The following is a 16,369-nucleotide window of genomic DNA, read 5'->3' on the forward strand; positions in this document are numbered from 1 at the left end:
TGCCTTTTCATTCTATGGGGCTAAGGAGACATGCCATGAGCAGAAGAGCTAAAAAATCGTCTCAAGCGGCAGTGGCCTCTGTGGTCAAGCTTGAATTATTAGGACTTGTCGTTATTGCTTTATCGATTATCGGACTACTAGAGAGCGGGTGGATAGGCAAGCATATATTTGCATTCGCTTTTCGGTTTCTAGCGGGGACATGGGACTTTGTCATACCTATTTTATTGATTGGAATATCCCTACATATGATGTTTACGAGAAAACCGCCAAGACTTACCCTGCAATTACTTGGATGTTTATTTATTTTTCTTGGGATTCTCACATGGGACCATATGATTTTCTATCAAATGCTTTCAAACAACGGGAAATTCGATCAAAATATCATCCGATTGACGTGGGACAGACTATGGCAGGAACAAAGCCAAAAGGTTTCGACCACCAGTGTTGCCGGTGGTATGGTGGGGGCAATCGTCTTTGCGATTAGTCACGGTTTATTTGGGATGATCGGAACAGGCTTGGTTATCGGGTTGTTTTTCTTGATAGGATTAATGTTTTTATTCAAACTATCGTATGTCGATATTATCCTTTTCATCAAACATCGAATTTCGAGTATGTATGTAAAATCGAAGGAATCGTTTAAAGAAACGGCTCAGTTGCTGGCGGAAGAAAGCGAAAAGCGGAAAGAACAGAAATCCGAGCGGAGACTTCAACAATCGGAGGCTGAAGATCAAGCCCGTGAAGAGTCTATCGTCGACGAAGCAGCGGGAAGTGAGCCTCTTGAAGGTGCTTCCGCACAAGGATCGCATCGGAATATCGCCGAAGAAGACGTGGTGGTTGCACCACTAATTCGAGATTTTGCGGAAAAAATCATGGCGGAAGAAACAACACAGACACAGCAGCCGCCAATCACTTCCGCAAAACCTGATGTTCAGCCCAAATCGACTGAGGTAGATGATGTCAGTTTTCGTGGTTTGACAGACTTAAGTATTGAGGAGCCAGATACCTACGTCATTCCAACCTTGTCCATCTTGGCGCGTCCCAAACATAATGCGATTACCAAAGATGTGGATCACAACACGAACGCTTTAAAGCTGGTCAATACCTTAAAAAGCTTTGGTGTAAGCGCCATTGTCTCTGAAGTCCACCGTGGTCCAGCTGTTACTCGCTATGAAATCCAGCCTGCAGTGGGAGTGAAGGTCAGTCGAATCGTCAGCTTGACGGACGACCTCGCTTTGGCGCTTGCAGCCAAGGATATTCGGATTGAAGCTCCAATCCCTGGTAAATCGGCCATCGGGATTGAAGTTCCTAATTCCGAGGTTGCCGTTGTCACACTTCGTGAAGTACTGGAAGCGCCTAATTATCAGGATGCCTCTGCCAGGTTAACGGTTGGACTTGGTCGCGACATCTCCGGGGAACCGATTGTAGCCGATTTAACCAAAATGCCGCACTTACTAGTAGCGGGAGCGACGGGAAGCGGTAAGTCGGTTTGTATCAACGGAATTATCACCAGCATCTTGTTTAAAGCAAAACCAACTGAAGTGAAGCTAATGATGATTGACCCCAAAATGGTAGAGTTGAATGTATACAACGGAATTCCCCATCTCTTGGCACCGGTAGTTACAGATCCAAGACGAGCCTCAATCGCCTTGAAAAAGGTCGTGGCCGAAATGGAACGAAGATACAATCTGTTTGCAAAAAACGGGGCAAGAAACATCGAGATGTACAATCAATGGGTGAGAGATCAAGCGGAAACCGGCAACAAGCACAGTTTGTTGCCGTATATTGTCGTCATTGTGGACGAGCTAGCCGATTTGATGATGGTGGCTCCTGGAGAAGTGGAGGATGCCATTTGCCGCCTAGCTCAAATGGCTCGCGCTGCCGGTATACACTTGATCATTGCTACTCAACGACCATCTGTAGACGTTATTACAGGGGTAATCAAAGCCAATATTCCTTCTCGGATTGCTTTTGGCGTTTCCTCTATGGCCGATTCACGTACGATTCTGGACATGGGCGGCGCTGAGAAGCTGTTAGGGCGTGGCGATATGCTCTATTTGCCGATGGGGGCATCCAAGCCTACTCGGATCCAAGGAGCGTTTGTTTCGGACAAGGAAGTGGAAGAAGTTGTTACTTTCGTCAAAGAACAACAGGAAGTAAACTATCAAGAAGAGATGATTCCAGAAGAAGTAGGTGAGGAATCGCAACCTGTTGTTGATGATGAGCTATACGATCAAGCCGTTCAGGTAGTGGCGGAAGCGCAAACGGCATCTGCCTCTTTATTGCAGCGCAGATTACGTGTAGGTTATACCCGAGCAGCCCGTCTGATTGATATGATGGAAGCGCAGGGAATTGTAGGTCCCTACGAGGGAAGCAAGCCACGTGAAGTACGAATACCACGTCCAACTCCCGAAAGTCAGATTTCTTGATAAGAACGTCAAATTTGTGAACCCCACGCGTTCAGTTCAGCCCGTTACATCCCCTCTCATGGGGGGACGTAACATCCGGGGACTGAGACGCTATGGGATGAGTCCGCTCGAACGCTTGCTATCCGTGAATTTTTACCGAAAAATCTGAAACATTCAACATAGAAAAGTCTTGAAATTATGACTTGCATGTTTCTATTTGATTGGGTTAAAATTTCTACGGACTAAAGGAATTTGTGGAAGGCCGTCGAATTTTCTTTCTAGAGGTCTGACGTCCTACCAATTGTGTGCCAGAGGGGACGGGAGTGAAGGAGATGATGATCAAAGGAAGTTCACGATCACTAAGCCTTTTGGTCATGGACCGCATCAAGGAAGATATTGAAGCGGGACGATTGCAGTCAGGCGAACGTTTGCCATCAGAGGCTGAATTGTCCAAACGGCTAGGTGTTAGTCGAGCTACCCTGCGAGAAGCACTTCGGTTACTTGAAGAAGAAAAAATCGTCGTTCGGAAGCACGGAGTTGGAACCTTTATACATCCAAGGCCTGTTTTTTCTGGAGGAATTGGGGAACTCTTTAGTGTGACGGGTGCGATAGAACGGCAGGGTCAACAAGCCGGTACCATATTATTACATACTGACTTGGTCGATCCGTGTGAAGAAGATCGTAAACGCTTGCATTTGCGGCCAGATGAAAAACTTCTTAACGTTGTGAGAGTCAGAACCGCAAACGGAGAACCGGTTGTTTACTGTGTAGACAAGATTCCTGCCAGCCTGATGCCTGATGGTTACCATTTGGAATGTGAGTCGATCTTTGAAGCCTTGGAAGAAATGTCAGGGATCCATATTGCCTATGCGGTAGCTGACATTGAACCCATTGGTTATCACGAACAAGTGTCAAGTATCCTGAAATGTGACGCAAAGACCGCTATTCTCCTGCTTCGTCAAGTTCATTACGACGATATGGAGCGGGCAGTCCTGTACTCGCGAAATTATTTTCGTGCAGACAAGTTTCATTTTCAAGTGGTTCGAAGACGCTTAACGTGAGGATGTCTAAGCAATTTTCTTAGTTCAGCAAAAATCAAACACAGGGGGAACAAAAGGATGAAAAAGTTTATTTCTGTACTTTCAGTTACAACCTTGAGCCTTTCATTGTTACTTACCGGTTGCGGCGGCGGTGCTAAACAACCAGCTCCAGGCAACACACAAGGCGGTAACGCAGCTCAACCAGCTGGCGACAAAGCAAAAGTAAAAATTGGTATGGTTACTGACGTTGGCGGGGTAAACGACAACTCCTTTAACCAAAGCGCTTGGGAAGGTCTTACTAAGCTGAAGACTGACACTGGTTTAGAAGTAAAATATCTGCAAAGTACCAGTGATGCTCAGTATGTGCCAAACTTGAACCAATTCGTTAAAGACAAATGGGACCTCACTTGGGGTATTGGTTTCTTGATGGGCGACCACGTGAAGAAAGTAGCGTCTGAGAACCCGAATTCAAAACTTGCCATCATCGATGCTGAAGTACAAGGCGCTCCAAACGTAGAATCTGTTCTGTTCAAAGAGCAAGAAGGTTCCTTCCTCGTGGGTGTTGTTGCAGCAAAAATGACCAAGACCAAAACAGTAGGTTTCGTTGGTGGTATCGATATCCCAGTTATCAAACGCTTTGAAGCAGGCTTCACTGCGGGTGTTAAAGCGGTAGACCCTAGCATCAAGGTAATCCCTGTATACACTGGTGCATTTGACAAGCCTGACCTTGGTAAATCTGCTGCTTCCCAATTGTATGGACAAAAAGCAGACATCATCTTCCACGCTGCTGGAGCAACTGGTGACGGTGTGTTCAACGAAGCAAAAGCGCGTAAAGCCAAAGGCGAAAATGTTTGGGTTATCGGTGTAGATAAAGACCAATCCCTCAAATTCGGTGATGAAGTAACGCTTACTTCCATGATGAAACGCGTTGACCAAGCGGTATACCAAGTATCCAAAGACTTCTCTGAAGGTAAATTCGAAGGCGGTAAAATCGTTAAACTTGGCTTGGCTGAGAACGGTGTAGGCTTGCCTGAGACTTCCAAAAAGAACGTACCTGCTGACGTATTGAAAGCAGTTGACGAGTACAAAGAGAAAATCGTAAAAGGTGAAATCACCGTTCCTGAAAAATAAGCCTTACTTGTAACACCAACAAGGCTAGTTATGATTAACTAGCCTTGTTGTCTACGTATCTGATTACCCACAAAGACGGGGTGAGCACTTTGAGTCAAGTTCAAACAGTAGTTGAAATGCGTGGTATTACCAAGAGATTCCCGGGTATTGTAGCGAATGACAGCATTAGCCTCAAAGTTAAAAAAGGCGAAATTCATGCGTTGCTAGGAGAAAATGGCGCCGGAAAATCAACACTTATGAATATTCTGTTTGGTTTGTATCAACCAGACGAAGGCGAAATTTTGATTAATGAGAAAAAAGTGAAGATTACCAATCCCAACGTTGCCAACGAACTGGGAATTGGAATGGTGCACCAACACTTTATGCTTGTCGAACCTTTCACTGTAACGGAAAACATTGTCTTAGGAAAAGAACCTCGAAGCGGGTTGAAAATAAATATTGAGCAGGCGGCTAAAGAAGTTAAGGCGCTTTCAGAAAAATATGGTCTGAAGGTTGACCCGCACGCCAAAATTCAAGACATTTCTGTTGGGATGCAACAGCGTGTTGAGATCTTAAAAACGCTGTATCGCGGTGCTGAAATTTTGATTTTTGACGAGCCAACAGCCGTGCTTACGCCACAAGAGATCAATGAACTTATTGATATCATGCATAACCTTGTTAATGAAGGCAAAACCATCATCTTGATTACTCACAAGTTGAAAGAAATCATGAAGGTATGCAATAGTGTTACGATTATCCGTCGCGGTAAAGTGATTGATTCAGTACTCGTGAAAGAAACCAACACGGATGAATTAGCTGCTAAGATGGTTGGCCGTGAAGTTCATTTCCATGTGGATAAAGAACCTTCCGATCCAAAAGATGTAATTCTTTCCATAAAAAATGTAACCGCTCTCGGCAATCGTGGCGTTAATGCGCTGAACAAGATTTCCTTGGATGTTCGGGCTGGAGAAGTTGTTGGTATTGCAGGGGTAGACGGAAACGGTCAAAGTGAATTGATAGAAGTTCTAACGGGCCTTCGCAAGGCTCAAAGTGGTTCCGTTCTTTTAAAAGGAAAAGATATCATGAACCATTCCCCGCGCCTCATTTCGGAAGCCGGTTTGTCCCACATTCCAGAGGATCGTCATAAACGTGGATTAATCCTTGACTTCAGTATGAGCGAGAATATGGTGCTTGAAACCTACTTCCACCCTGAATTCAGTAAAAATGGATTGCTTGATTACAATGCCATCAACAAACACGCAGAAAAGCTGATTAACGAGTTTGACGTACGGACACCAGGTATCCATACGTTAGCTCGCTCATTATCAGGTGGTAATCAGCAGAAGGCGATTATTGCTCGCGAGGTTGATAAAGATCCCGATTTGTTAATTGCAGCCCAACCTACACGCGGTCTTGATGTAGGGGCGATTGAGTTCATTCACAAACGTCTGATTGAACAACGGGATAAAGGTAAAGCGGTGTTGTTATTATCGCTTGAACTGGATGAAATTATGAATGTTTCCGATCGTATTGCCGTAATTTACGAAGGACAGATTGTGGGTATTGTCAATCCAAAAGAAACGACTGAACAAGAACTTGGATTGATGATGTCGGGTGGAAAACGTATGCAAGGAGAGGGAAACGATGAGTAGAGTGATCAGTATTTTTACCAAAGAATCGTTTCTGGTACCTGTTGTTGCGATTCTGCTTGGCTTAATTACAGGAGCTATCGCTATGCTTGCTGGTGGATTCGACCCAATTTTGGCGTATAGTTCTTTGCTTGATAAAGTTTTTGGTGACGCCTACAACTTCGGGGAAACCATACGAGAAATCACCCCGTTGATTTTTACAGGTCTGTCTGTTGCCTTTGCGTTCCGTACCGGATTGTTCAATATTGGGGCAGAAGGTCAGTTCGTCATGGGGATGGTTGCTTCCGTATATGTTGGGGTTGCTTTTGATCTTCCACCGTACATTCACGCGCCGCTCGCAGTACTTGCTGGTGGTTTGGCGGGAGGACTTTGGGGAGCATTAGCTGGCTGGCTAAAAGCTGCACGAGGTGTAAACGAAGTAATCACTACCATCATGTTAAACTGGACAGCCTTGTATTTCTCTAATTTTATTTTGGCTCACTACTTGGTTCCCGAAGGCCAACAAAATACTCAAGAGATTCATCAATCGGCTTCAATCTCTAGTGCTTGGCTTTCCACTATGTTTGATAGTGCGCGCCTGCATTGGGGAACCTTATTAGCACTCATTGCGGCTGCTGTGTTCTATGTCGTGCTATGGAAAACCAAAACAGGTTTTGAGCTTCGCTCTGTAGGATTTAATCCGCATGCGTCTGAGTATGCTGGGATGAACGTGAATCGAAATGTCATTAATGCGATGCTTGGTGCGGGGATTTTTGCCGGACTCGGTGGTGCAGGAGAAGTTCTTGGTGTGTTCCACTATCACACCATTATGGCTGATATGCCAGGTTACGGGTTTGATGGAATTGCGGTCGCCTTGATTGGTGGTAATACTCCGATTGGTGTCATTTTTGGCGCGATTTTATTCGGTGTGTTAAGATTCGGAGCAGCGGGTATGGATTTTGGCGCGGGTGTGCCAGTAGAGTTGATCCGTATCGTACTTGCCTCTGTTATTTTCTTTGTAGCAGCACATGCTATTGTGAAAATTTTACTTAAACCATTCATGTCTAAAAAAAGAGAGGGGTTGTAGAAGATGGATTGGTTAAATATCTCTAGCAACTTAATACATGATACCATCGTTTTCTCAACTGCCCTTATTTTTGCAGCGCTTGGTGGTGTGTATTCCGAACGCTCCGGTGTTGTTAACATTGCGTTGGAAGGTATGATGGTCATTGGGGCCTTTACAGGTGCAGTGGTAACATTCTTCATGCAGGACATTTTCCCGGCTCCATCCATGGCTGCTCCGTGGATAGGGTTCATCGCAGCGATTATTGCAGGTGCCATCTTTGCACTTCCTCATGCGTTGGCGTCTATTACATTCAAAGCGGACCAGGTCGTGAGCGGGGTCGCGTTGAACTTTTTGGCAACAGGATTGACTGTCTATTTGACTAAGCTCATTTTCAATGGTGCAGGTCAAACGACAACACTTAATATTGTATTCAATAAGTGGCATATTCCGGTTTTAGGTGATATTCCATTCTTAGGTCATGCGATATTCGAAGCCTATCCAACCAGTTATCTAGCTTTCCTTATGGTATTTGTTACGTGGTTTGTCATTTTCAAAACTCGTTTCGGTCTTCGTTTACGCGCGGTAGGGGAGCATCCTCGTGCGGCAGATACTGCTGGGATCAACGTTAAGCGCATGCGTTACACTGCGGTTATGATTAGTGGCGCTTTAGCCGCTATGGGTGGAGCAACTATCGCATTGACGACGACCAGTAACTTTTCGCACAACACCATTTCTGGACAAGGGTTTATCGCTTTGGCTGCCTTGATTTTTGGTAAATGGCATCCAGCAGGTGCGATGGGAGCTGCTCTCTTCTTTGGGGTAGCACAGGCCGTTAAGTCATTGGTTCAAGTATTGGGATTAACTTCATATATTCCAATTGAATTCATCTATATGCTTCCTTACATCCTGACCATTCTTGTTTTGGCTGGCTTTGTTGGACGTTCCAATGCGCCATCATCCCTTGGGAAAATTTACGAAACAGGATCTCGTTAGCTCCAAGCTAAAATGTCAGCGTAAAAAGTCGAAGTCGCTAGTGTGCGGCTTCGACTTTTTAGTATTTCCGATTTATAATGCGTGCAAATTAAGGAGAGACTATATCCGTACATCATCGAGGGGATAAAGGAGGGTGTATGGGATGTGGATGTGCCCTTACTGCGGAAAAAATATTGGTCAGCCATTTCGGGATAGTCAGCTCAGTGGAATGCTCTGTTTAAATCCTGACTGTGGCCGATTTGATGAAATGAACGATCGGCCCGAAGCGCTAGATGAATATGATACGCATGACATGTAGAAGGCTTGGCCAAAAGGGAGCGCATACAGGCTCCCTTTTCTGTTCATAAACGAAAACGCATACAAATTTTTTTCTGTTTCCCACATAAATTGGGTACAATGATGGAAGAGTGACTTTTGAGCCACCATCACTTCGGTTGTGTTCATGATAGAAAGGAGAATGATTGGATGAGTACACCCGTACAGGAGATTCAATTTGAGTCTAGTTCGATCAATCAAATGGATGTACATATTTTACCGACGCAAAAGTTCAAAACTACCACGATGATCTGCATGATTGAACAAGAACTTTCTGAGAAGTATGTCACCAAGACTGCTCTTCTTTCAATGGTATTGAAGCGGGCGACAGCTCGATTTCCAGAAACAAAACAGCTTCGGGAGCATCTGGACTTTTTATACGGGGCTATTTTTGACGTTGATGTCGTCAAAAAGGGCGAGCGCCAGATCCTGCATATTTACATGGAAGTGCCGAATGAGAAATACTTAACAGCAGCGGATAATCTACTGGAGCAGGCCGTACAATTTGTGGGAGATGTATTGCTGCGCCCTTTTTTGGAAAACGGCGGTTTTGCTGAGAAGTATGTATCTGCTGAGAAAGAATCCCTGCGTAAACGGATTGAAAGCATTATCGACGACAAAATGAAGTACGCCAACCAACGGATTACGGAAGAAATGTTTAAAGGAGAGCCGTTTGCATTGCAGGTGAATGGACGGGTAGAAGATTTATCAGCGATTTCGTCCAAAGAATTGTATGAATATTATCAAGAAATCGTTTCCCACAATCCAATCGAAATCTTTGTGGTCGGTGACGTTGAGCCGTCCAACGTGAAGCAGATCATCCAAACTCACTTGAATATTAATCGAGCTCAGGTTAAAACTTTGCCGGAAACCGTCCAACATCCCCAAGCGATTACCGTTCGAGAGGTAGAAGATCGCCTCGATGTTTCGCAAGCCAAATTGAATATTGGCTGCATTACAGGGATCAACTATGCGAGTGATAATTACCCGGCCTTGCTTGTATACAATGGTATCCTTGGAGGATTTCCGCATTCCAAACTCTTTGTTAACGTTCGGGAAAAGGCAAGTCTGGCCTATTACGCCGTATCTCGACTGGAGAGTACGAAGGGCATTATGATGATGATGTCAGGAATTGACGCTAATAATTATCAACAAGCTGTGTCCATCATCAAGGAACAACTGGAATTGATGAAAAACGGCAACATCACGGATGAAGAGATGAGTCAGACCAAGGCGACACTGCACAATCAGTTCAAGGAATTATTGGACAGCGCTCGAATGATGATTGATTTTACCTACAATGGCATTATTAATAAACGCAAGCGCTTGCTTGAAGAACTGTTACGACAGATGGATGCGGTAACGGTTGAAGATGTGAAAAACGTAGCAGCCAATATTCATATGGATACCATCTTCTTGCTGCGGGACAACAAAGGGGGGGCTTCCTAATGCAAACTACCACCTTTCAACAAGTAAACGAAACCCTGTATAAAGAAACGCTGTCGAATGGCTTACAGGTATTTCTCTTGCCTAAAGAGGGTTTTAGCAAAACGTATGCGGTGTTTACGACCCGTTATGGCTCGATTGATAGTCATTTTCGTTTGACGAATGGCGAGCAAGTGAATGTACCAGACGGTATCGCTCACTTCCTCGAGCACAAAATGTTTGAGAAAAAAGATCGTGACGTGTTTCAGGATTTTTCCCGAAATGGTGCTTCCTACAACGCGTTTACCAGCTTTAATCGGACGGCTTATCTGTTTTCCAGTACCGATCATGTGCAAGATAATTTGACCATTTTACTTGACTTTGTCCAGGAGCCTTATTTTTCCGATCAAAGTGTGGAGAAGGAAAAGGGAATAATCGGGCAGGAAATTCAAATGTACCAGGATAATCCGGATTGGAATGTGTATATGAATTTGCTGAAAGCCATGTACAAAGATCATCCAATTAATATCGAGATCACCGGTACAATTGAATCAATTGCCAAAATCACACCCCAAACCCTTTATGACTGCTATGAGACATTCTATCATCCAAGCAATATGGTGTTATTAGTGGTGGGTGCCTTCGATCCAGAGAGTATTATGCAATTAATTCGCAGCAATCAAGAGAAGAAGCAGTTTGCGCCGACTCCGAAAATCGATCGGATTTTTCCTGAGGAACCAGCTCAAATAGCCAAGCCAAAAGTAGAAAAGCAGTTGTCTGTCGGTCTGCCCAAATGCTTGATTGGTTTTAAGGAAACCGCCAAAGGTCTTACTGGTGAAGCGCTACTGAAGCGGGAAATGACCACCAAGCTGGCGCTGGACATATTGCTCGGCAACAGCTCGGATATTTATCAAAAGATGTACGACAGTGGGCTAGTTACGGAGTCCTTTGACTTTGATTACAGCAATGAAACGGATTACGGGTATTCCATCATTGGTGGGGACACACCAGATCCGGATAAACTAGTGGAGACAATCCGACAAGAAATCACTCGTTATATAGAATCGGGTATAACGAAGGATGATTTTGAACGGAGTAAACGGAAGAAAATTGGCATGTTTTTACGTTCGCTTAATTCTGTGGAGTTCATTGCCAACCAGTTTACCAGCTATCAATTTAATGGTATTGATCTGTTCTCCATTCTTCCAGTGTTGGAAAAGGTTACGCGTGAGGATGTGGACCAACGAATCCAAGAGCACTTCAAATTTGACCAAATGGCCGTTTCCATCGTCCGTTCCAGCAACACAACCGAATAAGTAATAGGAGAAATACATGAGACAAACACCATGGGCTTTGATAACCGGGGCATCCGGGGAGATTGGGCAGGCCATCGCGATACAGCTGGCCGCCCAAGGTGTCCCTTTATATTTGCATTATTTTCAATCTCCCTATAAGTTGGAACCGATTATTTCCTTTTGCCAGGAACGCGGAGTACCCTATGCGCTTGTGCAAGCTGATTTACGGAACCCGATTGCTATTTCCGACATGTATAACCAGCTGTTGATCAAACCGCTATTGCTCGTCAACAACGCGTCAATCGATCATTTGGGGGTTATTCAGGATGTATCGCCTTCGCTATTTGATGAACTGGTCTCAACCAATGTTCGCTCCGCCTTCTTTATGACGCAAGCTGCGCTCACCGCGATGATTCAAGAGCAGTATGGTCGAATCGTCAATGTTTCCTCCATTTGGGGGTTGACGGGTGGATCGTGTGAAGTGTTGTATTCCCTCACAAAAGGGGCGATCAACAGCTTTACCAAAGCACTCGCTAAAGAAGTGGCGCGAAGCGGAATTACTGTCAACGCGGTTGCGCCAGGAGCGATTGATGGTGGAATGATGGAACGGTTCAGTCTGGAAGAGAAACAAGAGATCGCGGAAGACATCCCTATGGGGCGATTAGGTCAACCGGCTGAAATCGCCTCTTTGGTGTCGTTTTTGCTGTCAAGAGAAGCAAGCTACATTACTGGACAAGTGATAAGCCCAAATGGTGGATGGTACACGTAAAAAATATGAATATTTTCGAGTCTGACTTGGGATTCTATCCCTATACGGACAAAAACGTCCGATTGTTATTTCTTGAGGAGGGAATTTCCGAATGTCAGTTCTTGAAAATTTCTCAGATTGGAAACAATTTCTTGGTGACCGTGTGGGACAAGCTGTTTCTGCGGGAATGGAGAATGATACGATTAAAAATGTCGCCTTCCAGATTGGTGACTATCTCTCTCAGAACGTGGATCCCAAAAATGACCAAGAGCGTTTGTTGAAACAGCTTTGGGATGCAGGTGACGAAGGGCAACGGCAAGCTCTTGCCACGATGATGGTAAAATTGGTACAAAATCAAGCGTAATGAAACCTAATCCCCCGATACTTTCGGGGGATTTTCATTTTATGACTATGTCGAATCCCATCGAAAATGATATACTTAAACAGCAATTAAGTTTGATACGGAAACGGGTGGTTACTATGGAGCCAAGAGATAAAAAAGAATGGTACTTTGAATATGAATTAGTCAAGAACCGTCCCGGCCTCTTGGGAGATGTCGCCTCCATTTTGGGGATGCTGAACATTAACATCGTGACGATCAACGGTGTACAGAATGCTCGTCGTGGCTTGCTTCTTTTAACTGACGATGATGAGAAGATTGAGGTACTCCGCAATATTTTGCAAAAAGTGGACAACATAACCATTACAAGGTTGCGGCCACCAACCATGTTAGACCGATTGGCAGTCCGTCATGGTCGGTATATTGAACGTGACAGCGAAGATAAGAAAACATTTCGCTTTATCCGTGATGAACTTGGACTTCTCGTTGACTTCATGGCTGAGATCATGAAAAAAGAGGGTAATCAACTTGTGGGGATTCGAGGCATGCCTCGCGTTGGCAAAACAGAATCAATGATTGCCGCCAGCGTTTCTGCGAATAAACGATGGACCTTTATTTCGTCAACATTATTACGTCAAACTGTCAGAAGCTCATTAGCCATTGATGAGATGACATCTGATCATGTATATTTAATTGATGGGATCGTGTCCACCATGCGCTCAACTGAACGCCATCACAGCCTGCTTAGGGAAGTCATGAATTTTCCTGCGACCAAAGTTATCGAGCATCCGGATATTTTTGTTCGTGAATCCGAGTATGAGCTGTCCGATTTCCATTATATTATCGAACTTCGTCACCATCCCGACGAGGAAATTACGTACGAATTGATTAATCATCGGGGATTTAGTGACTTTGACATGACGTAAGGAGGGTACATACGTGTCTGAGCTTGGTCAAGTGCTACAAAAAGCTCGTGAAGAAAAGGGCATTTCTCTCGATGATGTCCAGAAAGCCACGAAAATACAACGTCGATACCTGGAAGCAATTGAGAGAGGCCATTTTCATATGTTGCCGGGCCACTTTTATGCACGGGCATTTATCAAGAGTTATGCGGAAGCTGTTGGACTCGATCCAAACCATATATTATCGCATTTTCAAGAGGACCTGCCTTCTCAGCCCCCACAAGAGCAGATGGAACGGTTGAGAAGAAGAAAGGTTGCCCAAACCAAAGAGCCATTACAGGCGGGTCGATGGGTGACCACATCGTTGTTTGTGTTATTTGTTCTATTAGTTATGGGTGTGATCTATACAGCATTTTTAAAAGGGAACGGATATAGTTCAAATCCGATTCCAGGAAATAACGCAATTAGTACACCAGACGTGAATAATCCAGCCGCGGAAACACCGCCAGCTGCGCAAACACCACCACCAGCTGCGCAAACATCTCCGGCAAACAATAACATTACAACCCCAGCCACTACTCCACCTGTTGGTTCCAACGGGCAAACTGGAAGCACACCATCACAAGTAACGTTCGTGTCTCAGCAGGGTAGTGTTTATAGCTATACGATTAATGGTGGAGATAAGATTAGCATCAAGGTGAAGGCAACAGATAAATGCTGGTTTGAAGTCAGAGAGACCGCTTCCAAGAGCTCGAAGTCCTTTGAGCGATCCATGTTAAGCGGTGGAAATGAGAAAACGATCGATGCTTCCCAAACAGCGTATGTAATTATTGGAAATCCAAGCGCTGTGGAGATATCCGTTAATAATACTCCGATTAAGACTGCGGATCTGAAGTTTATGCCATCGATCCTTGATTTGAAAATCGAACAACCAACACAGCAACCAACGCAACAACCAACGCAACAACCAACGCAACAACCAACGCAACAACCAACGCAACAATAAAAGGTGAAGTAAGGGCAAGTGATGAACTTGCCTTTTTACTTTGTTAACAGGGAAAACTCCTCAGGACAAGTGATGACGGATAGTTTTGCATTCTTGATTCCCTATAGGTCGTATATTATACTTGATAGGTGAAATCTGGGCAGTTATAGATAACTGGAGGAAATGAAATGACCGACAAAGCACCATCGAAAGAGAAGGTTGCGATTGTAACGCTTGGTTGCGAGAAGAACCTTGTCGACTCTGATATGATGGCTCATTTAATTGACGAGCGTGGCTATGAACTAGTAGACAACCCTGAAGAAGCAACTGTTGTCATCGTTAACACTTGTGGTTTTATCGATGCGGCAAAAGAAGAGTCCGTTTCCAAAATTTTAGATATGGCAGAATTAAAAGAGTCAGGTAACCTCAAATCTTTGGTTGTTGCAGGCTGTCTCACTCAACGTTATAAAGAAGACATTCTGCAAGAAATTTCAGAGGTGGACGGGATTGTAGGTACTGGCGATTTTATGTCAATAACAAAGATCATTGATGAATCGTTAGAGGGCAAGAAACCGATCTACGTAGGAAATCCGGTATTCCGTTACGAAGACGTCGTGAAGCGCAAGGTAAAAGAAGGAACTTATTCTGCTTATATTAAAATTGCAGAGGGTTGCGACAATGCTTGTACATTCTGCAGTATCCCGATCATGCGCGGGGCTTTCCGCAGTCGTACGATTGAGTCGATTCTTGAAGAAGCGAAGCATTTGGCAGCTCAAGGCATTGTTGAGATCAGCTTGATCGCACAAGACTCTACGAATTATGGAACGGATATTTACGATGGAAAATTGATGTTGCCGGAGCTTTTGACAGAGCTGTCCAAAGTAGAGGGAATTGAATGGATTCGTTTACATTACGCGTATCCAGGATTATTTACGGATGAGCTGATTGAAGTATTTGCAACCAATCCCAAAGTATGTAAGTATGTAGATATGCCATTGCAACATTCCGAAGATGCGATCCTGAAGAGAATGCGCCGTCCGGGACGTCAGCGTGATATCCGTGAGTTGACCTCTAAGATTCGTGAGCGGGTGGAGGATGTCGCATTACGTACTTCACTGATTGTTGGATTCCCTGGTGAGACGGATGATGACTTCAATAAACTGTGTGAATTCGTCAAGGATATAAAGTTTGATCGCCTGGGCGTGTTTACTTACTCCAACGAAGACGATACCCCAGCTATGCGCTTGCCTGACCATGTTGATGAGGAAACTAAGGAGAAACGCGCCAATATCCTGATGGAATTCCAAAGGGAAATCGCGCGTGAGAAGAACGGACGTTTAGTTGGAAAAGTTATTCCTGTTCTCATAGAAAGGTTTGAAGGACGAAATGATATTTTCGTTGGTCGGACCCAATACGATGCCCCAGAAATTGATGGAGAGGTTTTCGTTAGTGGCTATACTGGCGAACTGGGAAAAATCGTGAAAGTGAGGATTACGCACTCGTACGAATACGATTTGGCTGGGGAGGTAGTATAGGTGAATCTCGCCAACCGCATTACTCTCGTTAGAATTTTTCTTGTACCTGTTGTCATGTTTTTCTTGCTGGTAAATTATGATTTTGGTTATTTTACAATTGGCAGTATCAGTATGACCTATAACGAGTTAATAGCGGCTTTGGTATTCATATTGGCAGCGAGTACGGACGGCCTTGATGGATACATCGCCCGCAAACACAAGATTGTAACTAACCTTGGCAAATTTCTTGATCCTTTAGCCGACAAATTGTTGATTTCCGCCGCTCTCATCTCTCTTGTAGAGATGCAGCGGCTGGAAGCTTGGATTACGATTGTCATTATTAGTCGTGAGTTTGCGGTAACAGGACTTCGGATGGTTGCTGCCGCCGAAGGACAAGTTATTGCGGCAAGCGCTCTTGGAAAAGTGAAAACATGGGTGCAGATTGTCGCCATTGTTGAGTTGATGATTCGGAATTTCCCATTCGAACAATTCGGGTTTCCTTTCTCTACGATTGCGATGTGGGCGATGGTTATCATTACGATTTATTCGGGGTATGATTATTTTTCCAAGAACCGTAATGTCATTCACTATTCGTAATGTCTT

At 44.5% G+C, this 16,369-nt stretch carries 15 protein-coding genes; all 15 read left to right on the plus strand.

The window, feature by feature from the left end; genetic code table 11:
* The first annotated feature begins 35 nt into the window (after positions 1–35).
* Positions 36–2,426: an FtsK/SpoIIIE family DNA translocase gene (locus ACQCN2_RS14000; RefSeq protein ID WP_426929546.1), complete on the plus strand. Its 2,391-nt coding sequence runs from the start codon at positions 36–38 to the stop codon at positions 2,424–2,426.
* A gap of 311 nt (positions 2,427–2,737) precedes the next feature.
* Positions 2,738–3,466: a GntR family transcriptional regulator gene (locus ACQCN2_RS14005; RefSeq protein ID WP_426929547.1), complete on the plus strand. Its 729-nt coding sequence runs from the start codon at positions 2,738–2,740 to the stop codon at positions 3,464–3,466.
* A 57-nt stretch (positions 3,467–3,523) separates the two neighbouring features.
* Positions 3,524–4,576 (plus strand): BMP family lipoprotein, encoded by a 1,053-nt coding sequence (locus tag ACQCN2_RS14010; protein ID WP_426929548.1) that lies wholly within the window; start codon positions 3,524–3,526, stop codon positions 4,574–4,576.
* Positions 4,577–4,692: 116 nt separating this feature from the next.
* Positions 4,693–6,207 carry an ABC transporter ATP-binding protein gene (locus ACQCN2_RS14015; protein WP_426929703.1) on the plus strand — a complete coding sequence of 505 codons (1,515 nt, stop codon included), beginning with the start codon at positions 4,693–4,695 and terminating at the stop codon, positions 6,205–6,207.
* Positions 6,200–7,270, plus strand: a complete 1,071-nt coding sequence (locus tag ACQCN2_RS14020; RefSeq protein WP_426929549.1) for an ABC transporter permease — start codon at positions 6,200–6,202, stop codon at positions 7,268–7,270. Before ACQCN2_RS14015 ends, ACQCN2_RS14020 begins: the two co-directional genes overlap by 8 nt.
* 3 nt (positions 7,271–7,273) lie before the next feature.
* A complete protein-coding gene (locus ACQCN2_RS14025) occupies positions 7,274–8,242 on the plus strand; it encodes an ABC transporter permease (protein WP_426929550.1) in 969 nt (322 codons plus the stop codon).
* Positions 8,243–8,384: 142 nt separating this feature from the next.
* Positions 8,385–8,540: a hypothetical protein gene (locus ACQCN2_RS14030; protein ID WP_426929551.1), complete on the plus strand. Its 156-nt coding sequence runs from the start codon at positions 8,385–8,387 to the stop codon at positions 8,538–8,540.
* Between the two features lie 167 nt (positions 8,541–8,707).
* Entirely contained in the window at positions 8,708–10,006 is a 1,299-nt protein-coding gene (gene yfmF, locus ACQCN2_RS14035; protein ID WP_426929552.1) for an EF-P 5-aminopentanol modification-associated protein YfmF, read from the plus strand.
* On the plus strand, positions 10,006–11,298 hold the full coding sequence (gene yfmH / locus ACQCN2_RS14040; RefSeq protein ID WP_426929553.1) for an EF-P 5-aminopentanol modification-associated protein YfmH: 1,293 nt from the start codon (positions 10,006–10,008) through the stop codon (positions 11,296–11,298). The genes yfmF and yfmH overlap by 1 nt, the downstream gene beginning before the upstream one ends.
* Before the next feature lie 16 nt (positions 11,299–11,314).
* Positions 11,315–12,046: an elongation factor P 5-aminopentanone reductase gene (gene ymfI / locus ACQCN2_RS14045; protein WP_426929554.1), complete on the plus strand. Its 732-nt coding sequence runs from the start codon at positions 11,315–11,317 to the stop codon at positions 12,044–12,046.
* 91 nt (positions 12,047–12,137) lie between these two features.
* A complete protein-coding gene (locus ACQCN2_RS14050) occupies positions 12,138–12,389 on the plus strand; it encodes a DUF3243 domain-containing protein (RefSeq protein ID WP_426929555.1) in 252 nt (83 codons plus the stop codon).
* A 116-nt stretch (positions 12,390–12,505) separates the two neighbouring features.
* Complete coding sequence (locus ACQCN2_RS14055) at positions 12,506–13,291, plus strand: DUF3388 domain-containing protein (protein ID WP_426929556.1); 786 nt, start codon at positions 12,506–12,508, stop codon at positions 13,289–13,291.
* 13 nt (positions 13,292–13,304) lie between these two features.
* A complete protein-coding gene (locus ACQCN2_RS14060) occupies positions 13,305–14,273 on the plus strand; it encodes a helix-turn-helix domain-containing protein (RefSeq protein ID WP_426929557.1) in 969 nt (322 codons plus the stop codon).
* A 167-nt stretch (positions 14,274–14,440) separates the two neighbouring features.
* The gene (gene rimO / locus ACQCN2_RS14065; protein ID WP_426929558.1) at positions 14,441–15,787 is read left to right on the plus strand and encodes a 30S ribosomal protein S12 methylthiotransferase RimO; all 1,347 of its coding nucleotides are present in this window, start codon (positions 14,441–14,443) and stop codon (positions 15,785–15,787) included.
* Positions 15,788–16,363 carry a CDP-diacylglycerol--glycerol-3-phosphate 3-phosphatidyltransferase gene (gene pgsA / locus ACQCN2_RS14070; RefSeq protein ID WP_426929559.1) on the plus strand — a complete coding sequence of 192 codons (576 nt, stop codon included), beginning with the start codon at positions 15,788–15,790 and terminating at the stop codon, positions 16,361–16,363.
* The last annotated feature ends 6 nt before the right edge of the window (positions 16,364–16,369 follow it).

Source organism: Brevibacillus ginsengisoli, from assembly GCF_050113715.1.
GTDB lineage: Bacteria > Bacillota > Bacilli > Brevibacillales > Brevibacillaceae > Brevibacillus_H > Brevibacillus_H ginsengisoli.